The sequence below is a fragment of the Streptomyces sp. NPDC060027 genome (genome assembly GCF_042737005.1).
GTDB lineage: Bacteria > Actinomycetota > Actinomycetes > Streptomycetales > Streptomycetaceae > Streptomyces.
The window spans coordinates 1-19,658 of the sequence record NZ_JBHWVI010000042.1 but is presented as its reverse complement, the minus strand read 5'-3'; the positions used below and the strand labels follow the sequence as shown (position 1 = coordinate 19,658).

Below are 19,658 nucleotides of genomic sequence, written 5' to 3'. Positions count from 1 at the left end.
GGCGTGCGGCCCTGTTCCATCCGGTCGCGGTCCCGCGGTGGGCGCGGGTCCTGTGGGGGCGGGTCCTGTGGGGGCCGGCGGCGGCCGGGGATGTGCGCGTGCGTCGGAGGTGCTTCCCGGCGAGGACGGGAGTGGCGTGCTCGGCGGCGTCCACGGGCGCGGTGTGTTCGGCAGGAACCGCGCGGGAGGGCGCTGTGCGGGATGCCCGCCGCGGCCCGCCGGTGTCACTCCCCCGTGCCGGCCGTGTCGGCCGTGTCGCCGCCCGCGTCGTCGGCGATGCGCTCGTGGTGCCGGATGACCTCGGCGATGATGAACGTGAGCAGCTTTTCGGCGAAGGCCGGATCGAGCTTGGCGTTCTCGGCGAGGCGGCGCAGCCGGGCGATCTGGTGGGCCTCGCGGGAGGGGTCTGCGGGCGGCAGCTGGTGGGCTGCTTTGAGGTGGCCGACCTGCTGGGTGCATTTGAAGCGTTCCGCGAGCATGTGGACGACGGCGGCGTCGATGTTGTCGATGCTGTCGCGCAGCCGGGCGAGTTCCGTGCTGACGGCGGGATCGACTTCCTGGGGCTTGCTGGTGGTCATGAAAGTCAACCCTACGTGGCCCGTGGGGGTTCGATCATGGGCGGATCGTCGGGGTCCGGGACGCGGTCGTTCCGGTCGCCGGGGGCGGTGCGGCGCTGTTGTTCGCGGAAGCGGGCGGGGGGTGTGCCGACGCGGCGGGTGAAGAGGCGGGAGAAGTAGGCGGGGTCGTCGTAGCCGACGCGGCGGGCGACGGCGGCGACGGGAAGTTGGGTGGCGGCGAGGAGTTCCTTGGCGTGGGCGAGGCGGATGCCGAGGAGGTAGTCCTTGGGGCCGCGTCCGGCGCCGCGGCGGACGGCGGTGCGCAGTTCGGCGGGGGTCATGCCGTGCCGGGCCGCGTGGTCGGCGACGGACATCGGCTTGAACGCGTCGCGGGCGAGGGCCTGGAGGACTTCGTCGCCGTCGGGGGCGAGGTCGGCGCGGGCGCGGCGCAGGGCGACGAGGAGTTCGTGGACGGCGGCGCCGGTCTCGACGTCGAGGAGGGGGTTGTCGCGGCGGGCGGCGCGGGCGATGCGGGCGACGACGGTGCGGGCGCCGGCCGCGTCGGAGAGGGGGACGACGGGCCGGCCGGGTTCGATGTAGCCGAGTTCGGTGTACGTCGTGGTGGCGGGCCCGGTGAAGTCGACGAAGCACTCGTCCCAGGCGGGGTCGGGCCCGTAGTGGTGGGGGGTGCCGGGGGTGAGCCAGATCAGGGCGGGCGCGGTGACCGGGTGGTGTCGTCCGTCGGGGGTGCGGTACCAGCCGCTGCCCTCGCTGATCAGGACGGCGACGTGGTGGTCGAGGGTGCGGGGGCCGACGGCGGGCAGTTCGCCGTGCTGAAGGCCGACGCCGAGGCAGCCGAGGCCGAGGCGGAGGTGGACGGGGCCGGGGGTGAGGTAGCGCGTCCAGGTCTGGTACATCCGTGTTCGTCCCGCCCGGTCGGTCTCTTCGTTCCGTCCAATCAGCGACGATCTTTGTCCATGGACGCGCCCGCCGCCAGGGGTGATGGTGTGGCCATGAGCGAGTTCGCGGTGGGGGACACCGACTTTCTGCTGGACGGGCGCCCGGTGCGGCTGCTGTCCGGCGCGCTGCACTACTTCCGGGTGCACGAGGAGCAGTGGGCGCACCGGCTGGGGATGCTGCGGGCGCTGGGGCTGAACTGTGTGGAGACGTACGTTCCGTGGAATCTGCACGAGCCGCGTCCCGGCGAGGTGCGGGATGTGGCCGCGCTGGGCCGTTTCCTGGACGCGGCGCGCGCGGCGGGGCTGTGGGCGATCGTGCGGCCGGGTCCGTACATCTGCGCGGAGTGGGACAACGGCGGGCTGCCGTACTGGCTGACGGGGCGGCCGCGGACCCGGGACGCGGAGTACCGGGGGCAGGTGGAGCGCTGGTTCCGTGTGCTGCTGCCGGAGATCGTGTCGCGGCAGGTCGACCGCGGCGGTCCGGTGCTGATGGTGCAGGTGGAGAACGAGTACGGCAGTTACGGCTCGGACGGGGTGTATCTGGGGTGGCTGGCGGAGCTGTTGCGCGCCGAGGGTGTGCGCGTTCCGCTGTTCACGTCGGACGGCCCCGAGGATCACATGCTGACGGGCGGCTCGGTGCCCGGTGTCCTGGTGACGGCGAACTTCGGTTCGGGTGCGCGCGAGGCGTTCGCGGTGGTGCGGCGGCATCGGCCCGTGGGGCCGCTGATGTGCATGGAGTTCTGGTGCGGCTGGTTCGACCACTGGGGCGCCGGTCATGTCGTCCGTGATCCGGCGGACGCGGCGCGTGAGTTGCGGGAGATCCTGGAGTGCGGGGCGTCGGTCAATCTGTACATGGCGCACGGCGGGACCAACTTCGCGGGCTGGGCGGGTGCCACCCGGGGTGGCGGCGCGCTGCACGACGGTCCGCTGGAGCCGGACGTCACGTCCTACGACTACGACGCCCCGATCGACGAACTCGGGCGCCCGACCGAGAAGTTCTGGCGTTTCCGGGAGGTTCTCGCCGCGTACGCGGAGGGCCCCCTGCCCGATCCGCCGCCGGCGCCGGCCCGGCTGGGCGTGTCCGCGACGGTCGGTCTTCGCGGGTGGGCCTCGGCGGACGCCGTGCTGGAGGCGGTGGGGGGTGTCGGGGCGGAGTACGCCGTGCCGCCGACGTTCGAGGAACTGGGCGTGGACCGGGGGCTGGTCAAGTACGAGGTGAGCGTGCCGGGACCCAGGCAGCCGTACCCGCTGTCGGTGCGGGGGCTGCGGGATCTGGCGGTCGTGTACGTGGACGGGGTGCGGGCCGGGGTGCTCACGGAGGACGAGCCGGTGGCGGGGCACGCGCGGGTGGAGCTGTGGGTGGAGTCACTCGGGCGGGTCAACTACGGGCCGCGGTCGGGCGAGTCGAAGGGCATCACCGGGGGTGTGCTGCACGAGCGGCAGTATCTGCACGGGGTGCGGGCGCGGGGGCTGCGGCTGGACGCGCTGGACGGGGAGGTCGGGCGGGTGCCGTTCGGGGAGGTGCCGGGGGACGGCTCCCCCGGGCTGTACCGCGGCACGGTCGAGGTGAGCGGCGCCGGGGACGCCTTCCTCGAACTCCCGGGCTGGACGCGGGGGTTCGTGTGGATCAACGGGTTCAATCTGGGCCGCTACTGGTCCGTGGGGCCGCAGCGTTCGCTGTACGTGCCCGGTCCGGTCCTGCGTGAGGGCGTCAACGACGTGTGGGTGCTGGAGTTCGAGACGGCCGGCCGGGCGGTCCCGGACGCCGCGAACGCTTCGGGTGCGCCGGGCGAGCGGGGCGAGATGTCGGCGGTGCTGTCGCCGCCGGTCCTGCGCAGGCCCGACCCGGCCTCTCCGGCGCCGCGGGCCGCGCGGACGCGTGAGGTGAACTCGTAGGACCGGCCGGCCTGTTCGGCAGGCATGCGGGTGGTCCGACGGGTCTCCGGCGGACCTCCGCCTGGCGTCCGGCGAACCTCCGCCTGGCGTCCGGTGGCCGGGAACGCCGCTACGGCTGTCCGCCGGTGAGCGTCTTGTGGAAGTGCACGTCCTGGTGCCCGCCCGGGATGCCGTCCGTGCGGCCGGTCTCCCGGTAGCCGTGCCCGCGGTAGAAGTCGGGGGCCTGGAAGGTGAACGAGGAGACGATCATCTCGGCGCAGCCTCGCCGGACGCTCTCCTCCTCGGCCGCCCGGAGCAGTCTGCTGCCCCAGCCCGCGTGCCGCTGGTCGGCCCGTACCCACAGCATGTCGACGGCGCAGCAGCTGCCCCATACCCAGGCGGTGAGCCCGCCGACGAGTTCTCCGTCGGCGTCGGTCACCCGGACCGAGAGCGGCTCGGGTTCACCGGCACCCGTCGCCGTCGCGTTGAAGGCGGTGAGTTCGTCGTCTAGGCGCTGCTGCAGGGCCGCGTCCTCGGCGCCGATCAGCAACGACGCGGGGACGGGCTGGTGGTGTCGGCTGGTCATGGCGGCGAGTATGCCAACGCCGGGGCCGGCCGCCGGACCCATTCTCCCGCCCGCCCGTTCCCCGCGGGCGTCCACGGCTCCCGGGACGACACCGCGCGGCGGTCGCCCGCGACCGGGATCGCGGGCGCCGCGCGTACTGGCACCGGTGCCGGTGGTGCTGGTGGCACCGGGTCCGGTGGTGCCGGTGGTGCCGGTGGTGCCGGTGGCACGGTGTTGGTGCTGTTGGTGCTGTGCCGGTGGTACCGGTGGAACGTCCGGCGGTGTCAGAGCCCGGCGGCGGCCCTGGCTATGTCGGCCGCGAAGGTCGAGACCTCGCTGTACACGCCGGGGTATCCGGGCCGCGCGCAGCCCTCGCCCCAGCTGACGATCCCGACCTGGATGTAGGCGCCCGTGTCGTCCTTGCGGAACATGGGTCCGCCGGAGTCGCCCTGACAGGTGTCGACGCCGCCCTGGGCGACGAATCCGGCGCAGATCTCGTCACCGGGGACGAGATCGCTGCCGTACGCCTGCTTACAGGTGGCGTCGTCGACGAAGGGGACGGTGGCCTTGAGCAGGTAGCGCTGCTGTCCGCCGCCCTCGCGGGCGGCGCCCCAGCCGGCCACGGTGAAGTCGCCGTTGTTGAAGGCGGTGCTGGTGGCGATCTTCAGGGTGGGCTGCTCGACGGGCTTGGCGAGTTTGATGAGGGCCCAGTCCTTGCCCTTGCCGTTGTAGCCGGGGGCCTGGAGCACCTTCGTCGACTTGACCTTGACAGCGCTGCTGCTCTGCAGGTCCACGACGCCGGTGGTGGCGGTGATGGAGGTGTTGGTGCCCGAGCCGTTCACGCAGTGCGCGGCGGTCAGGACGATGCTCTTGGTGTAGAGGGCTCCGCCGCAGCCCATGGAGAGGCGGACCATGAACGGGAACTCGCCCTGCGCGGCGCGCGTGCCGCCGACGACGGGAGCGGGTGCCGCGTGTGCGGTCAGCGGCTGGAGGGACACGGCGGCGAGGGCGACCGCGCCGACGGTGAGCAGTCTTCTGATGACGCCGTACTTCTTGAGAGACTTCAACGCGCTTCCTTTCGTGGGGGGTTGTCCGCACGGCAGACGCACAGAAACGCTTGATGGCATGCTCCTGCCAAGCTGGTGGGGATTATGAGGACCGGCCGCCGGAGCGGGCAAGAGACGCAATCCGGCCAGACACCGCCCCGCCCGGGCCCGCGGCGCCCGCCGCCGGCAGGAACCCCGCTTACAGTGGAGAGGAGTTCCGGCGTCTTCTGGGGGTGCGGACGTGGCGAACGGTGGACCCGTCGAGCACGGCTACCCGCATCTGGACACGGTGCGGGCGTCGATCACGGCCCTCTACAAGCGGCTCTCGTACGACACCATCCACACCTTCGCGACCAGCGTGGCCCCCGCCGACGTGGCCTTCGCCGACATCGACGACCTGCATCTGGGCGCCCAGCGGGTGGCCCGCGAGATGGTGCGGCACTACCGGCTGCCGGACGCCCGGATGATCGTCGGCTTCCGCGAGATGACCCACGCGGCGCACGTCGAACTCGCCGCGGGACCCGAGTACTTCATCGAGCTGAACGACCGCTTCCGCACCCACCGCAGGGACATCGGCGCCGCCCTCGCCCACGAGGTGATGCACGTGTATCTGCACCGCCTCGACCTCTCGTTCCCCGGTACCCGCGACACCGAGATCCTCACCGACACGGCCGCGGCCTACCTCGGCGCCGGCTGGCTCCTGCTCGACGCGTACCGCGAGGACGCCGCGTCCTCGCAGAAGCTCGGCTATCTGACACCCGAGGAGTACGGATACGTCCTCGCCAAGCGCGCCCTGGTCTTCGGCGAGGACCCCTCGGTGTGGTTCACCAGCCCGCAGGCGTACACCGCGTACGCCAAGGGCATGGCGCGGGCCCGCCGGGACGAGCAGCAGCCCCCGCTGACCGCCGCGGGCTGGGCGGGCCGCCGCCGCTACGCCAGGGACCGCCGCCACGCGCAGGACCACGGCACCCCCGACCACTCCGGAGTCCCCTACGCCTTCGCGCCCGACGACCGCGGCCCGCTGCGCGTCTCCTTCCCGTGCCCGACCTGCCACCAGCGCATCAGGGTGCCGGTGCGCGGCCGGGTACGAGCACGGTGCGCGCTGTGCCGGACGGTGCTGGAGTGCGACACGTGACGGACGAGCCTCCTGCGGCCCGAGGGGAGGAAGGACACCCGAGGGGTGGGCGGAGGTGAGGCGGAACACCCCAAAAGCCTTTGCCTCGCGTGTCCCTGGTGAGCGAGGGTCGAAGGATGAGCACGAACGACCCCGCCGCACGACTCTTCCCCGCCCTGTACGAGGGGGACGAGGACGCGGTCGTACGGCTGCTGCGCGCCGGGGTGAGCGCCGAGGCGGTCGACGAGGACGGCCAGAGCGCTCTGTACCTGGCGGCGGTGAGCGACCAGCCCGGCATGGTACGGCTGCTGCTGGCCGCCGGCGCCGACCCCGACCGCCTCAGCCTGGGCACGGACGCCCCGCTGTGCGGCGCGGCCTGCGGCGGCCACACGGAGGTGGTCCACGCCCTGCTCGCGGCCGGGGCCGGCCCGAACACCGTGGAGGAGTTCGGTTTAACCGCCCTGACCTGGGCCTTGCGTGGGGGCCACACCGCGGTGGCGAAGGCGCTCCTCGACGCGGGCGCGGACCCGGACCGGCCCGGACCGGCGGGCGAGCCTCCGCTCGTGACGGCCGCACACCGGGGCTCCGTCGGCTGCGTTCGGGCCCTGCTCGCGCACGGGGCGGGCGCGCGGGCCGAGGCACTGGCGGAAGCCCGCCGGCTGCTCGGCGTCGACCTCGAAGCCGAACTCCTGGCGGGCCTGACCCGCACGCACGGCCCCGGCCACCCCTCGGTCACCCACCGCCACCCGTCCCCCGAGGGCATCACCGTCGAGGTCCAGTTCCTCGACGCCGAGGGCCGCCCCTTCGCCGGCGACGACCTCCAGACCGGCCACGCGGAGATCGCCGCTCTGCTGGAGGCGGGCGCGGCCCGTCCCGGGCGCTGAACCTCCGGGCGTCCAGGGGGCGGCACGGTGTCGCGCGCACCGACCCCAGGACGGGAGTCACCGAGTCCGCACCGCGTGCCGTCGACCGAGCCGGAACACCCGCCCGCGTCTCCGAGGCACCGTCGTACCGCCCCGAACCCACCACCTCCGTCCCCGCAAAAACGCCGCCCCGGAGTCCCGCCTCCGTCCCCGCGGAAACGCCGCCCCGAAGTCCCGCCTCCCCTCCCCCTCACCCTCCCTCTCCCGCTCTTCTCTCTGGCGGGGTGCCGTACACCCCGAAATCCCCGCCTCTCCCGGTCCCTACCCGGCTCCGTACACCGCCCCGGGAGTCTCCGCCTCCGTCAGGAGCTTGCGGACCGTTTCGCCGGCCTCCGCCGGGCTCCAGCGGGACCCCTTGTCGGCGCTCGGGCCCGGCCGCCAGCCCTCCATCACGGTGATCCGGCCGCCCTCGGTCTCGAAGACGCGGCCGGTGACCCCGGCGCTCGCGGCCGATCCGAGCCAGACGACCAGCGGCGAGACATTGCCGGGGGCCATGGCGTCGAAGCCGCTGCCGGGGGCGGTCATGGTGTCGGCGAAGGTCCGCTCGGTCATCCGGGTGCGGGCGGCCGGGGCGATGGCGTTGACCTGGACGCCGTAGCGCCCCATCTCGGCCGCCGCGACCAGCGTCAGCCCGACGATGCCGGCCTTGGCGGCACTGTAGTTGCCCTGCCCGACCGACCCCAGCAGGCCCGCTCCGCTGCTGGTGTTGACGACCCTGGCGTCGGGTGCGCGGCCCGCCTTCGCCTCCGCCCGCCAGTGCGCCGCCGCGTGCTTGAGGGGCAGGAAGTGCCCCTTCAGATGGACCCGCGTCACCGCGTCCCAGTCGTCCTCGTCGAGGTTGACCAGCATCCGGTCGCGCAGAAACCCGGCGTTGTTGACCAGCGTGTCGAGCCGCCCGTACGTCTCCAGGGCGGTGCGGACGAGGGACGCGGCGCCCTCGGTCGTGGCGATGTCACCGCCGTGGGTCACCGCTTCGCCGCCCGCCGCGCGGATCTCCTCGGCCACCTGCCGGGCCGGGCTGTCCGGTCCGGGGGTGCCGTCGAGGCCGACGCCGAGGTCGTTCACGACGAGCAGGGCGCCCTCGGCGGCGTATGCCAGCGCGTGCGCCCTGCCGAGCCCGCGGCCCGCGCCCGTGACGATCACGACCCGCCCCTCACACAGCAATCGTGCGCTCATCCCACGTCTCCCTGCTGGTCCTTGTTGGCGGTGGCGGCGTCCAGGAAGGCGGGCCGCTCGCCGCCTCCGTGGACGAGGATCGAGGCACCGCTGATGTACGCGGCGGCGTCCGAGGCGAGGAAGACGGCGGCCCCGCCGACGTCGGACGGCTGGGCGAGGCGGCCCAGCGGGACGGTACGGGCGACGGCGGCGACGCCGTCCTCGCCGCCGTAGTGCAGATGGGCCAGTTCGGTGCGGACCATGCCGACGACCAGGGTGTTGACGCGGATCTCCGGGGCCCATTCGACGGCCATGGAGCGGGCCAGGTTCTCCAGTCCCGCCTTGGCCGCGCCGTAGGCCGCCGAGCCGGGCGAGGGGCGCGACCCGCTCACGCTGCCGATCATCACGATCGAACCCCGGGCCCGTCTGAGGTGCTCGTACGCGGCGATCGACGCGGTGAGCGGGACGGTGAGGTTGAGCTCGATCACGCGGGCGTGCCGCTCGGCGTCCGCCTCGGCGAGGGGCCGGTAGGGGGCGCCGCCCGCGTTGTTGACCAGGACGTCGAGCCGGGGCAGGGCGTCGAAGAAGGCTCGCACGGCGGCCGGGTCGCGCAGGTCGACGGGGACGAAGTCGACCTTTTCCAGGGGGACTTCGGGCGGTCGGCGGGCACAGACCACGACCTGCGCGCCCGCCCGTACGAAGGCCCGCGCGATACCGGCCCCGACCCCCCGGGTGCCGCCGGTGACGACGACGGTCCGGCCGCCTAGGTCCACGGCCGCACCTCGGCGATCCATGGTGTCCACGTTGTCCACAGGGCCTCCCGCGCGGCTGCGATCGCTGCTAGTTTCGCATCACACCTAACAAACGTTTGGTGGAAAGGTAGCTGATGTGCCCATGGGTGTCTCCACCTCGTCCCCGGAAAAGGGGATTTCCGTCGTCACGGTCGACTACCCGCCGGTGAACGCGCTGCCGGTGCGGGGCTGGTTCGACCTCGCCGACGCCGTGCGCGCGGCGGGCCGCGACCCCGGGACCCGCTGTGTCGTCCTGACCGCCGAGGGGCGCGGTTTCAACGCGGGCGTCGACATCAAGGAGATGCAGCGCGACACCACCGGTCACGGCGCGCTGATCGGCGCCAACCGAGGCTGCTCCGAGGCCTTCGCCGCGGTGTACGAGTGCGAGGTCCCCGTCGTCGCGGCGGTGCACGGCTTCTGCCTGGGCGGCGGCATAGGACTCGTGGGGAACGCGGACGCGATCGTGGCGAGCGAGGACGCCACCTTCGGCCTGCCCGAGCTGGACCGGGGCGCGCTCGGCGCCGCCACGCATCTGGCCCGTCTCGTCCCGCAGCACCTGATGCGCGCCCTGTACTACACCTCTCGCACGGCGACCGCGGCCGAGCTGCACACCCACGGCTCGGTGTGGCGGGTCGTACCGCTCGGGGAACTGCGCCCGGCCGCGCTGGAACTGGCGCGCGAGATAGCCACCAAGGACGGACAGCTCATCCGGCTGGCCAAGGCCGCCATCAACGGCATCGATCCCGTCGACGTGCGCCGCAGCTACCGCTTCGAGCAGGGCTTCACCTTCGAGGCCAATCTCAGCGGGATCGCCGACCGCGTCCGCGACACCTTCGGCAAGGAGGCCCACCGGTGAGCGACAAGACCATGTCGGTGCGGGACGTCGTGGGCCGGCTGGAGAGCGGGATGACCCTCGGCATCGGCGGCTGGGGCTCGCGCCGCAAACCGATGGCCCTGGTCAGAGCACTGCTCCGCACCGGGATCACCGATCTCACCGTCGTCGCGTACGGCGGCCCGGACGTCGGCCTGCTCGCCGCCGCCGGACGGATCCGCACCCTGGTCACCGCCTTCGCGACCCTCGACTCCATCCCGCTCGAACCGCACTACCGCGCGGCCCGTGAGCGCGGCGCGTTCGAGCTGACGGAGGTCGACGAGGCGATGTTCATGTGGGGGCTGCACGCCGCGGCGAACCGGCTGCCGTTCCTCCCGGTGCGCGCGGGGCTCGGCTCGGACGTGATGCGGGTCAACCCTGAGCTGAGGACGGTCACTTCGCCCTATCCCGACGCGGCCACCGGGATACGGGAGGAGCTGGTCGCCATGCCCGCGCTGCGCCTGGACGCGGCTCTGGTCCACATGAACCGGGCGGACCGGCTCGGCAACGGCCAGTACCTGGGCCCGGACCCGTACTTCGACGACCTGTTCTGCGAGGCCGCGGACACGGCGTACGTCTCCTGCGAGCGGATCGTCGACACGGCGGAGCTGACCAAGGAGGCCGCGCCGCAGACCCTGCTGCTCCGGCGGTCGGCCGTCACGGGCGTGGTGGAGACGCCGAACGGCGCGCACTTCACCTCGTGCGTCCCGGACTACGGGCGGGACGAGGCCTTCCAGAAGCTGTACGCGACCACGCCGTACACCGAGTTCGCCGAGCGCTTCCTCGGCGGCGACGAACACGCCTATCAGAGGGCCGTCCAGGCCTGGCGGAAGGAGCGGGACCAGTGAGCGTCGGTCGAGCCGAGTACTGCGTGATCGCCTGTGCCGAGGCCTGGCGGGACAACGGCGAGGTGCTCGCCAGTCCCATGGGCCTGATCCCGTCCATCGGCGCCCGGCTGGCCCGGCGCACCTTCTCGCCCGATCTGCTGCTGACCGACGGCGAGGCGCTGCTCGTCGGCCCCGACGGCACCACCGAGGGCTGGCTGCCGTACCGCGGGCATCTCACGGCGGTGACCGGCGGGCGGCGGCACGTGATGATGGGCGCGAGCCAGATCGACCGCTTCGGCAACCAGAACATCTCCTGCGTCGGCGACTGGTCCCGGCCCCGGCGCCAGCTGCTGGGTGTGCGCGGGGCACCGGTCAACACCCTGAACAACCCGACCAGTTACTGGATCCCGAAGCACTCTCCGCGCGTCTTCGTGGAGCGGGTCGACATGGTGTGCGGGGTGGGGTACGACCGGGCCGCCGCCGCGGGGCCGAGTGCCACCCGCTTCCATCGCCTCCCCCGGGTGGTGACCGACCTCGCCGTCCTCGACTTCGCGACGCCCGACCACTCGATGCGGCTGGCCTCCGTCCACCCGGGCGTCACCCCCGAGCAGGTCCGGGAGGCAACGGGGTTCGAGCTGACGATCCCGGACGAGGTTCCGTTCACCCGCGAACCGACCGCGGAGGAGCTGGAGTTGATCCGCGCGGTGCTCGACCCGAAGGGCCTGCGAGATCGGGAGGTACCCGACCCGGCAAGCGGCGCGGGGGGCAGGGAGACCCCTGGCGGGACCAAACCCGGACGAGACCGGGAGACGCCTGGCGGGACCGGCGGCGCACAGGACCGAATACCGTCCGGCGGGACCAGCGGCGCGCAGGACCGGAGGGCATCCGGCGGGACCGGCGGCGCACTGGACCGGGAGGGGGCCGGCGGGAGCAGCGGCGCACGGGACCGGGAGGGGGCCGGCGGAGACAGCCGCACTCGGGGCCGGGGCCTCCCCGGCGGTCCGGGCGGGGGCGGGCGCTGATGGAGACCGCGCTGACCGGGCTCGTCGGGGTCACGCATCCCATCGTGCAGACCGGCATGGGCTGGGTGGCGGGGCCCCGCCTGGTCTCGGCGACGGCGAACGCGGGCGCGCTGGGCATCCTGGCCTCCGCGACGATGACCCTCGACCGGCTCCGCGACGCCGTGAAGGAGGTCAAGTCCCGTACGGACCGGCCGTTCGGCGTGAATCTGCGCGCCGACGCCGGGGACGCCGGGGACCGGGTGCGGATCATCGTCGACGAGGGCGTGCGGGTCGCGTCGTTCGCGCTCGCCCCCTCCCCCGAGCTGATCGCCGAGCTGAAGGAGGCGGGCGTGATCGTGGTGCCGTCCGTCGGCGCCCGGCGGCACGCCGAGAAGGTGGCCGCCTGGGGCGCCGACGCGGTGATCGTGCAGGGCGGCGAGGGCGGCGGCCACACCGGGGAGGTGGCGACGAGCGTGCTGCTGCCGCAGGTGGTGGACGCCGTGGACATCCCGGTGGTGGCGGCCGGCGGCTTCCACGACGGGCGGGGGCTGGTGGCGGCGCTGGCCTACGGGGCGGCGGGCATCGCGATGGGCACGCGTTTCCTGCTGACCTCCGACTCGACCGTCCCCGACGCGGTGAAGGCGCGGTATCTGGCGGCGACGGTCAAGGACGTCACGCTGACGACGGCCGTCGACGGGCTGCCGCACCGCATGCTGCGCAGTGAGCTCGTCGACGCGATGGAGCGGGCGGGCCGCACGCGGGCCCTCGTCCGGGCCGTGCGCCGCGCGGCCGGGTTCCGGCGGATCTCCGGCCTCTCCTGGTCCCGGATGATCCGCGACGGCCTCGCCATGAGACACGGCAGGGACCTGTCGTGGAGTCAGGTCCTGCTCGCCGCCAACACGCCGATGCTCCTGAGGTCGTCGATGGTGGACGGCCGGACGGATCTCGGGGTGATGGCGTCCGGCCAGGTTGCCGGGGTGATCGACGATCTGCCGTCGTGCGCGGAGCTGATCGACCGGGTGATGGCACAGGCCCACGCGACCCTCACAGCCCTTCCCGGCCCGGACAACTGAACACCGGCACCGCAGGGGACGCCGACCCCGGCCTCCGGCCCCCGTCTACGGACGGCCACAGGCCGGGACAGCGACAGGCCGGGACGGTCACGTCTTCGACGCCGTCCGGTCCGGCCCGGACGTCAGCTCCTCAGAGCCGTTCGATGATCGTCACGTTCGCCTGTCCGCCGCCCTCGCACATCGTCTGGAGTCCGAACCGGCCGCCCGTGCGCTCCAGTTCGTGCAGCAGGGTCGTCATCAGCCGCACGCCGGTGGCGCCGAGGGGGTGACCGAGGGCGATCGCGCCGCCGTTGACGTTGACCTTCTCCGGGTCGGCGCCGGTCTCCTTGAGCCAGGCGAGGACGACCGGGGCGAACGCCTCGTTGATCTCGACGAGATCGATGTCGCCGATGGACATGCCGGTCTTCTTCAGGGCGTACGCCGTGGCCGGGATGGGTGCGGAGAGCATCCGGACGGGGTCCTCGCCGCGCACCGAGAGGTGGTGCACGCGGGCGCGGGGGGTCAGACCGTGTTCGCGGACCGCCCGCTCGGAGGCGAGCAGCATCGCGGCGGCGCCGTCGGAGACCTGGGAGGAGCAGGCGGCGGTGATGGTGCCGCCCTCGACGACCGGGTTCAGTGCCGCCATCTTCTCCAGCGAGGTGTCCCGGCGCGGGCCCTCGTCGGCCCTGACCTCGCCGTGGGCGACCGTCTCGCGCGCGAAGCGACCCTCGTCGAAGGCGCGGATCGCCCGCCGGTGGGAGCGGAGGGCGAACTCCTCCTGGTCGCGGCGGCTGATGCCCCACTTGGCGGCGATCAGCTCGGCGCCGTGGAACTGGTTGACGGGCCGGTCGCCGTAGCGTGCCCGCCAGCCCTCGCTGCCCGCGAAGGGCCCCTCGGTGAGGCCGAGCGGTTCGGCGGCCTGGCGGGAGGCGAAGGCGATGGGGATCTGGCTCATGTTCTGCACGCCGCCGGCGACGACCAGGTCCTGGGTGCCGGACAGGACACCCTGGGCGGCGAAGTGCACGGCCTGCTGGGAGGACCCGCACTGCCGGTCGACGGTCACCCCCGGCACCTCCTCGGGCAGTCCGGCCGCGAGCCAGCTGGTGCGGGCGATGTCCCCGGCCTGCGGCCCGACGGTGTCCAGACAGCCGAAGACGACGTCCTCGACGGCCGCCGGGTCCACGCCGGACCGCTCGACCAGCGCCGTGAGGACGTGCGCGCCGAGGTCGGCCGGGTGGACTCCGCTCAGTCCTCCCCTGCGCCGCCCGACGGGCGTGCGGACCGCTTCGACGATGTAGGCCTCGGCCATGACGACTCCCTCGCGGACGTGAGTGGTGCGCTTACGGCTCCTCGCGGACGGAGATGCCGTCGAGCACCATCGACAGGTACTGCCGGGCGATCTCCTCCGGGCTGTGCTGACCGCCGGGCCGGTACCAGGAGGCGGCGACCCACACGGTGTCGCGCACGAACCGGTAGGTGAGGCGGATGTCGAGGTCGGCCCGGAAGACCTCGGCGTCGACACCGCGTTCCAGTGTGCTCAGCCACGCCTTCTCGAAGTTGCGCTGCGAGTCGGCGAGGAAGGCGAAGCGCTGCTGTGCGGCGAGGTGCCGGGCTTCCTTCTGGTAGATCGCGACGGCCGCGCGGTGCCGGTCGATCTCCCGGAAGGATTCGGTGACCAGGGCCTCCAGGGTTTCCCGGGGGCCGAGTTCGGCGTCCAGGACGGTGTCGTAGCCGTCCCAGAGCTCGTCGAGGAAGGTCCGCAGGATCTCCTCCAGCATCGATTCCTTGGAGTCGAAGTGGTAGTAGAGACTGCCCGCGAGCATCCCGGCCTCGTCCGCGATCTTGCGTACGGTGGTGGCGTTGTAGCCCTGTTCGGCGAACACCTCGGCGGCGGTGCCGAGCAGTTCGCGGCGGCGCTCCGGGGTGGCGGTCACCTGGGGCTTCTTCTTGGTAGGCACACGGTCATTGTCGTCCTATGCGTGCTGGCTGCTCACGGACACGACCTCGCCGGTGAGGTACGAGGAGTAGCCGGAGGCGAGGAACACGATCACGTTGGCGACCTCCCAGGGCTCGGCGTACCGGCCGAAGGCCTCGCGGGCGGTCAGTTCCTCCAGCAGTTCGGGGGTGGTCACCTTCACCAGGTGCGGGTGCATGGCGAGGCTGGGCGAGACGGCGTTGACCCGCACCCCGTAGGCGGCGGCCTCGATCGCGGCGCACCGGGTGAGGGCCATGACCCCGGCCTTCGCGGCGGCGTAGTGGGCCTGTCCGGACTGGGCCCGCCAGCCGACCACGGAGGCGTTGTTGACGACGACTCCGCCGTCGCCGCGCTCCTTGAGGCGTCGCAGCGCGGCCCGGGTGCACCGGAAGGTGCCGGTCAGTGTGACGTCGATGACCTTCGACCACTGCTCGTCGGTCATGTCGACGAGGGGTGAGGTGCCGCCGAGGCCGGCGTTGTTGACGACGATGTCGAGTCGGCCGTGGAGCTCCGCGGCGGTGTCGAAGAGGGCCTGGACCTGGTCCTCCTCGGTGACGTCGCAGGGCAGGGCGGCGACCGCCTCGGCGCCGAACTCCCCGGCGAGGGTCCCGGCGGTCTCCTTGAGCCGGCGTGCGTGCGCGTCGCTGATCAGCACGCGCGCGCCCTCCTCCAGGAACCGGCGGGCCGTGGCCCCGCCGATGCCGGCGCCGGCGGCGGCGGTGATGACGGCGGTGCGGCCCTTCAGCAGCCCGTGCCCGGGTATGTACGCCGGACTCTCGACGTCGCTCATGACCCCAAGCTAACCTACCAAACACTTGTTAGGGAAGGTTGCCGTCACTCCCGGAGCCCACCGCCGTCCAACACCCACCGCCGTCCGGAGCCCGCCGCCGAAAGGTGCCGTCGATGGATCTCACCCGTTCCCCCGCCGACGAGGCGTTCCGCGCCGAGGCCCGCGCCTGGCTGGACGCCCATGTCCCGGCGGTGCCGCTGCCCTCCCTGGAGACCGCGGAGGGCTTCGCCGCGCACCGCGTGTGGGAGGCCGAACTGGCGGCGGACCGCTGGTCGGTGGTGTCGTGGCCGTCGGCGTACGGCGGCCGGGACGCGGACCTCGTGCGCTGGCTGGACTTCGAGGAGGAGTACCACGCGGCGGGCGCGCCCGGCCGGGTCGGGCAGAACGGCGTCAGCCTGCTCGCGCCGACCCTCTTCGACCACGGCACCCCGGAGCAACGGGAGCGTGTGCTGCCGCCGATGGCCACGGGCGAGGTGGTCTGGGCGCAGGCGTGGTCCGAGCCGGAGGCGGGTTCGGACCTGGCCTCGCTGACCTCGCGGGCCGTGCGCGCGGACGGCGGCTGGCGCTTGAGCGGACAGAAGACCTGGTCGTCGCGGGCCGCGTTCGCCGACCGTGCCTTCGGCCTGTTCCGCAGCGGGCCGGGCCTGCCGAAACCCCATCAGGGCCTGACGTATCTGATGTTCGACCTGCGCGCGCCGGGCGTGACGGTCCGCCCCATCGGCCGGCTGGACGGCAGACCGGCCTTCGCCGAACTGTTCCTGGACGACGTGTTCGTGCCGGACGAGGACGTGATCGGCGAGCCGGGGCAGGGCTGGCGGGTGGCCATGTCGACGGCGGGCAACGAACGGGGGCTGACGCTGCGCTCCCCGGGTCGTTTCCTGGCCGCCGCCGACCGGCTGGCCGCGTTGTGGCACACCCACGGCGACCCGTCCGACTCGGCCCTGCGCGACCGGGTGGCCGACGCGGTGATCGGCGCCCGCGCCTACCAGCTGTTCACCTACGCCAACGCCTCCCGGTTCCTCGAAGGCGAGAGCCTCGGGCCCGAGTCCAGCCTGAACAAGGTGTTCTGGTCGGAGCTCGACATCGCGCTGCACGAGACGGCGCTCGATCTGCTCGGTCCCGAGGGCGAGTTGGCGGACACCGAATGGTCCGAGGGGCATGTCTTCTCGCTCGCGGGCCCGATCTACGCGGGCACCAACGAGATCCAGCGCGACATCATCGCCGAGCGGCTGCTCGGCCTCCCGAAGGGCCGCCGCTGATGCGTTTCCTCCTCGACGCCGAGCAGCGCGCCTTCGCCACCTCCCTGGACGCGATGCTGGCGTCGGCGGACACACCGTCGGCCGTGCGGGCGTGGGCCACCGGCGACCACGCGCCAGGCCGGGCCCTGTGGTCGCGGCTCGCCGAGGCGGGCGTCTTCGCGCTGGCCGTCCCGGAGGCGTACGAGGGTGTGGGACTCCTGCCCGTCGAACTGGCCGTCGCCCTCGTGGAGTTGGGTCGTCACGCGGTGCCGGGCCCGGTGGTGGAGACGGTCGCCGCGGCCGTCCTGCTGAGCGAGTTGGGCGAGCTCGGCGAGCCGGGCCCGGCCGAGCGGCTGCTGCCGGGCCTGGCCTCGGGCAAGAGCGTCGCGACGTTCGCCCCGGCCGGCGCGTACGCGCTCGACGCGGACGCGGCGGCGGCGCTGCTCGTCGTGGAGGGCGAGACCCTGCGCCGCGCGCCCGGCCACGGTCCGGTGCGCGCGTCCGTGGACCCCTCCCGGCGGCTCGCCCTGCCCGAGGCCGGCGGGGATCTCCTCGCCACCGGCCCGCACGTCGCCCGCGCCGCCCGCCGGGCCCTGACCTGGGCCCGGCTCGCCACCGCCGCCCAAGCCCTCGGCGTCGGTCTCGCGCTCCTCGACCGGACCGTCGCCTACGTCGGGCAGCGCACCCAGTTCGGGGTTCCCGTCGGCTCGTTCCAGGCGGTCAAGCACCGGCTCGCGGACGCGACGATCGCCCTGGAGTTCGCGCGCCCGCTGCTGTTCGGGGCCGCCCTGTCGATGGCCCCGGCCGAGGTGGCCGCCGCGAAGGTCACAGCCTGCGAGGCCGCGTACACCACGGCCCGGACGGCGTTGCAGCTGCACGGGGCGATCGGATACACGGCCGAGTACGACCTGTCCCTCTGGTTCACCAGGGCCCGCGCCCTGCGGACGGCCTGGGGCACCCCGGCCGAGTGCAGGGCCGAGGCACTGGCCGGTCTCAGTGGTGGTGGTCCTCGCTCGTGATCTCCCGGTATTCCTCTGCCGTCGGCTTCGGGATCCGGGTGCCGGGCCCGTACAGGGCGCGCGCCAGCCGGGCGCGCAGCCTTTGGGCCGGGCCGACCCGGCGGACCACGCCGTTCGCGTCGACCAGCGGACCCACCTCGTACGGCGGCGCCTGTTCGTGCTGGGTGAGGGTGAACCGCTGGGCCGGGGTGAGCGGTTCGTGGACCTCGACGTACTCGCCGTGCGGCAGACGCCTGATGGTGCCGGACTCGCGTCCGTGCAACACCTTGTCGCGGTCGCCGCGTTGCAGCCCGAGACAGATCCTCTTCGTGACGACGTAGGCGAGCGCGGGTCCGGCGAAGACGGCGACGCGGACGAACCAGGTGATCGCGTTGATCGACAGATGGAAGTGGGTGGCCCACAGGTCGTTGCCGCCGCCGACCAGCAGAACGGCGTACAGCGTGAGCCAGGCGACGCCGAGCGCGGTGCGCGTGGGCACGTTGCGCGGCCGGTCCAGGATGTGGTGCTCGCGCCGGTCGCCGGTGACCCAGGCCTCGATGAACGGGTAGACGGCGATGGCGGCCATGATGAGCGGGAAGAGCGAGAAGGGGATGAAGACGCCCAACTGGAGTGTGTGGCCGAAGGCGTTGATCTCCCATCCCGGCATCACCCGGATCAGTCCCTCGGAGAAGCCGAGGTACCAGTCGGGCTGGGCGCCGGTGGTCACCAGGTCGGGGCGGTAGGGCCCGAAGGCCCACACGGGGTTGATGGTCGCGATCGCGCCCATGATCGACAGGACACCGAAGACCAGGAAGAAGAAGCCGCCTGCCTTGGCCATGTAGACCGGCATGAACGGCATGCCGACGACCGACTTCTGGTCCCGTCCGGGCCCCGGGTACTGCGTGTGCTTGTGGTAGAAGACCAGGATCAGATGGGCGGCCACCAGGCCCAGCATGATGCCCGGCAGCAGCAGGACGTGGATGGGGAAGAACCGCGGGATGATGTCGTGCCCCGGGAACTCGCCGCCGAAGAGGAAGAACGAGATGTACGTCCCCACGACCGGGATCGACAGGATGGCGCCCTGCGCGAAGCGGACGCCGGTTCCGGAGAGCAGGTCGTCGGGGAGCGAGTAGCCGGTCAGGCCGGTGATGAGGCCGAGCATCAACAGGGTCCAGCCGAAAAGCCAGTTGACCTCGCGCGGCTTGCGGAACGCGCCGGTGAAGAACACCCGCATCATGTGCACGAGCATCCCGGCGAGGAAGACGAGCGCCGCCCAGTGGTGGATCTGCCGGATCAGCAGTCCGCCGCGCACGTCGAAGCTGATGTCGAGGGTGGACTCGTACGCCCGCGTCATGACGATGCCGTTCAGCGGCCCGTACGAGCCGTGGTAGACGACCTCGACGCCGCTGGGCTCGAAGAACAGGGTGAGGTAGACACCGGTGATGATCAGGACGAGGAAGCTGTAGAGGCAGACCTCGCCCAGCATGAACGACCAGTGGTCCGGGAAGACCTTGCGCATATTGGCCTTGGCCAGCGTGTAGAGGCCCAGCCGGCCGTCGGCCCAGTCGGCGAGCCGCTCACCCTTGGCCGTCTCGGCCCGCCGCCGCTCACTCAAACTCATACGCCCGCCCCCTCGGCCCCCAGGGTGGCACGCCCCTCGCTGGAAGCCAACGGTGCGACGGAGAAGGGGAGTTGTCTCGCCCCCTCCGCCCCTACCCGTCCCGTACCCGGGGGCTGCGCCCCCAGACCCCCGCTTCGGCCTGACGGCCGTGTCCTCAATCGCCGGACGGGCTAGGACTTTCGAGCGCCGGACACGAACAGTTCAGCCCCTCCGGCGTTTGAGGAGCGGGGGGTCCGGGGGCAGCGCCCCCGGGTACGGGACGGGTAGGGGCGGTGGGGGCGAAACCAAACCCGCCAATGG

General features: G+C 72.8%; 18 protein-coding genes and 1 pseudogene. 9 read left to right on the top strand and 10 right to left on the bottom strand.

All coding sequences use genetic code 11. The features are described from left to right. Window positions 1-224 precede the first annotated feature (224 nt). Window positions 225-578 (bottom strand): chorismate mutase, encoded by a 354-nt coding sequence (locus ACFWBT_RS13750; RefSeq protein WP_385699312.1) that lies wholly within the window; start codon window positions 576-578, stop codon window positions 225-227. An 11-nt stretch (window positions 579-589) separates the two neighbouring features. Further along, window positions 590-1,474, bottom strand: coding sequence for a helix-turn-helix domain-containing protein (locus ACFWBT_RS13745; RefSeq protein WP_385699309.1), 885 nt, complete (start codon window positions 1,472-1,474; stop codon window positions 590-592). A gap of 96 nt (window positions 1,475-1,570) precedes the next feature. On the opposite strand from ACFWBT_RS13745, the gene ACFWBT_RS13740 reads away from it, so the two are divergent. Then, window positions 1,571-3,412 (top strand): beta-galactosidase family protein, encoded by a 1,842-nt coding sequence (locus ACFWBT_RS13740; RefSeq protein WP_385699306.1) that lies wholly within the window; start codon window positions 1,571-1,573, stop codon window positions 3,410-3,412. Window positions 3,413-3,521: 109 nt separating this feature from the next. On the opposite strand, the gene ACFWBT_RS13735 is transcribed toward ACFWBT_RS13740, so the two are convergent. Then, window positions 3,522-3,977: a GNAT family N-acetyltransferase gene (locus tag ACFWBT_RS13735; RefSeq protein ID WP_385699303.1), complete on the bottom strand. Its 456-nt coding sequence runs from the start codon at window positions 3,975-3,977 to the stop codon at window positions 3,522-3,524. Window positions 3,978-4,240: 263 nt separating this feature from the next. Continuing rightward, complete coding sequence (locus ACFWBT_RS13730) at window positions 4,241-5,023, bottom strand: S1 family peptidase (RefSeq protein ID WP_385699301.1); 783 nt, start codon at window positions 5,021-5,023, stop codon at window positions 4,241-4,243. A gap of 220 nt (window positions 5,024-5,243) precedes the next feature. On the opposite strand from ACFWBT_RS13730, the gene ACFWBT_RS13725 reads away from it, so the two are divergent. Further along, window positions 5,244-6,137, top strand: coding sequence for a hypothetical protein (locus ACFWBT_RS13725; protein ID WP_385699298.1), 894 nt, complete (start codon window positions 5,244-5,246; stop codon window positions 6,135-6,137). A 116-nt stretch (window positions 6,138-6,253) separates the two neighbouring features. Continuing rightward, on the top strand, window positions 6,254-7,000 hold the full coding sequence (locus tag ACFWBT_RS13720; RefSeq protein WP_385699295.1) for an ankyrin repeat domain-containing protein: 747 nt from the start codon (window positions 6,254-6,256) through the stop codon (window positions 6,998-7,000). Window positions 7,001-7,300: 300 nt separating this feature from the next. On the opposite strand, the gene ACFWBT_RS13715 is transcribed toward ACFWBT_RS13720, so the two are convergent. Together ACFWBT_RS13715 and ACFWBT_RS13710 are read right to left on the bottom strand one after the other, a co-directional pair. Beyond that, a complete protein-coding gene (locus tag ACFWBT_RS13715; protein ID WP_385699293.1) occupies window positions 7,301-8,215 on the bottom strand; it encodes an SDR family oxidoreductase in 915 nt (304 codons plus the stop codon). After that, on the bottom strand, window positions 8,212-8,988 hold the full coding sequence (locus ACFWBT_RS13710) for an SDR family oxidoreductase (protein ID WP_385699290.1): 777 nt from the start codon (window positions 8,986-8,988) through the stop codon (window positions 8,212-8,214). The genes ACFWBT_RS13715 and ACFWBT_RS13710 overlap by 4 nt, the downstream gene beginning before the upstream one ends. A gap of 100 nt (window positions 8,989-9,088) precedes the next feature. Between ACFWBT_RS13710 and ACFWBT_RS13705 the strand changes: the two genes are divergently transcribed. The 4 genes and pseudogenes from ACFWBT_RS13705 to ACFWBT_RS13690 all read left to right on the top strand — a co-directional run bounded on the left by ACFWBT_RS13705 (window position 9,089) and on the right by ACFWBT_RS13690 (window position 12,757). Then, entirely contained in the window at window positions 9,089-9,841 is a 753-nt protein-coding gene (locus tag ACFWBT_RS13705) for an enoyl-CoA hydratase family protein (RefSeq protein WP_385699288.1), read from the top strand. Next, complete coding sequence (locus tag ACFWBT_RS13700; RefSeq protein WP_266757638.1) at window positions 9,838-10,704, top strand: CoA transferase subunit A; 867 nt, start codon at window positions 9,838-9,840, stop codon at window positions 10,702-10,704. Before ACFWBT_RS13705 ends, ACFWBT_RS13700 begins: the two co-directional genes overlap by 4 nt. Beyond that, window positions 10,701-11,423 (top strand): annotated as a pseudogene (locus ACFWBT_RS13695) (CoA-transferase subunit beta); the annotation flags it as partial. The gene ACFWBT_RS13700 and the pseudogene ACFWBT_RS13695, both read left to right, overlap by 4 nt. Before the next feature lie 281 nt (window positions 11,424-11,704). Next, on the top strand, window positions 11,705-12,757 hold the full coding sequence (locus tag ACFWBT_RS13690) for an NAD(P)H-dependent flavin oxidoreductase (RefSeq protein WP_385699285.1): 1,053 nt from the start codon (window positions 11,705-11,707) through the stop codon (window positions 12,755-12,757). Between the two features lie 130 nt (window positions 12,758-12,887). Here the strand turns inward: ACFWBT_RS13690 and ACFWBT_RS13685 are convergent, their stop codons facing one another. The 3 genes from ACFWBT_RS13685 to ACFWBT_RS13675 are packed head-to-tail and all read right to left on the bottom strand — an operon-like array spanning window position 12,888 to window position 15,501. After that, complete coding sequence (locus ACFWBT_RS13685) at window positions 12,888-14,045, bottom strand: acetyl-CoA C-acetyltransferase (RefSeq protein WP_385699282.1); 1,158 nt, start codon at window positions 14,043-14,045, stop codon at window positions 12,888-12,890. Window positions 14,046-14,076: 31 nt separating this feature from the next. Then, complete coding sequence (locus ACFWBT_RS13680) at window positions 14,077-14,694, bottom strand: TetR/AcrR family transcriptional regulator (RefSeq protein WP_385699280.1); 618 nt, start codon at window positions 14,692-14,694, stop codon at window positions 14,077-14,079. Window positions 14,695-14,709: 15 nt separating this feature from the next. Beyond that, entirely contained in the window at window positions 14,710-15,501 is a 792-nt protein-coding gene (locus ACFWBT_RS13675) for an SDR family oxidoreductase (RefSeq protein WP_385699277.1), read from the bottom strand. A 113-nt stretch (window positions 15,502-15,614) separates the two neighbouring features. Here ACFWBT_RS13675 and ACFWBT_RS13670 point away from each other — a divergent pair, with 113 nt between their 5' ends. Both ACFWBT_RS13670 and ACFWBT_RS13665 read left to right on the top strand, forming a co-directional pair. Then, a complete protein-coding gene (locus ACFWBT_RS13670) occupies window positions 15,615-16,760 on the top strand; it encodes an acyl-CoA dehydrogenase family protein (protein WP_385699274.1) in 1,146 nt (381 codons plus the stop codon). Continuing rightward, entirely contained in the window at window positions 16,760-17,758 is a 999-nt protein-coding gene (locus ACFWBT_RS13665) for an acyl-CoA dehydrogenase family protein (protein WP_385699271.1), read from the top strand. Before ACFWBT_RS13670 ends, ACFWBT_RS13665 begins: the two co-directional genes overlap by 1 nt. Here the strand turns inward: ACFWBT_RS13665 and ACFWBT_RS13660 are convergent. After that, complete coding sequence (locus tag ACFWBT_RS13660) at window positions 17,733-19,358, bottom strand: cytochrome bc complex cytochrome b subunit (RefSeq protein WP_385699267.1); 1,626 nt, start codon at window positions 19,356-19,358, stop codon at window positions 17,733-17,735. The two genes, ACFWBT_RS13665 and ACFWBT_RS13660, sit on opposite strands and share 26 nt — an antisense overlap. Between the last annotated feature and the right edge of the window lie 300 nt (window positions 19,359-19,658).

Bases quoted from the DNA above. Each gene is read 5' to 3' on its own strand.
- ACFWBT_RS13750 (WP_385699312.1), bottom strand. From the start codon at position 578: ATGACCACCAGCAAGCCCCAGGAAGTCGATCCCGCCGTCAGCACGGAA.
- ACFWBT_RS13745 (WP_385699309.1), bottom strand. From the start codon at position 1,474: ATGTACCAGACCTGGACGCGCTACCTCACCCCCGGCCCCGTCCACCTC.
- ACFWBT_RS13740 (WP_385699306.1), top strand. From the start codon at position 1,571: ATGAGCGAGTTCGCGGTGGGGGACACCGACTTTCTGCTGGACGGGCGC.
- ACFWBT_RS13735 (WP_385699303.1), bottom strand. From the start codon at position 3,977: ATGACCAGCCGACACCACCAGCCCGTCCCCGCGTCGTTGCTGATCGGC.
- ACFWBT_RS13720 (WP_385699295.1), top strand. From the start codon at position 6,254: ATGAGCACGAACGACCCCGCCGCACGACTCTTCCCCGCCCTGTACGAG.
- ACFWBT_RS13715 (WP_385699293.1), bottom strand. From the start codon at position 8,215: ATGAGCGCACGATTGCTGTGTGAGGGGCGGGTCGTGATCGTCACGGGC.
- ACFWBT_RS13710 (WP_385699290.1), bottom strand. From the start codon at position 8,988: ATGGATCGCCGAGGTGCGGCCGTGGACCTAGGCGGCCGGACCGTCGTC.
- ACFWBT_RS13705 (WP_385699288.1), top strand. From the start codon at position 9,089: ATGGGTGTCTCCACCTCGTCCCCGGAAAAGGGGATTTCCGTCGTCACG.
- ACFWBT_RS13690 (WP_385699285.1), top strand. From the start codon at position 11,705: ATGGAGACCGCGCTGACCGGGCTCGTCGGGGTCACGCATCCCATCGTG.
- ACFWBT_RS13685 (WP_385699282.1), bottom strand. From the start codon at position 14,045: ATGGCCGAGGCCTACATCGTCGAAGCGGTCCGCACGCCCGTCGGGCGG.
- ACFWBT_RS13675 (WP_385699277.1), bottom strand. From the start codon at position 15,501: ATGAGCGACGTCGAGAGTCCGGCGTACATACCCGGGCACGGGCTGCTG.
- ACFWBT_RS13670 (WP_385699274.1), top strand. From the start codon at position 15,615: ATGGATCTCACCCGTTCCCCCGCCGACGAGGCGTTCCGCGCCGAGGCC.
- ACFWBT_RS13665 (WP_385699271.1), top strand. From the start codon at position 16,760: ATGCGTTTCCTCCTCGACGCCGAGCAGCGCGCCTTCGCCACCTCCCTG.
- ACFWBT_RS13660 (WP_385699267.1), bottom strand. From the start codon at position 19,358: ATGAGTTTGAGTGAGCGGCGGCGGGCCGAGACGGCCAAGGGTGAGCGG.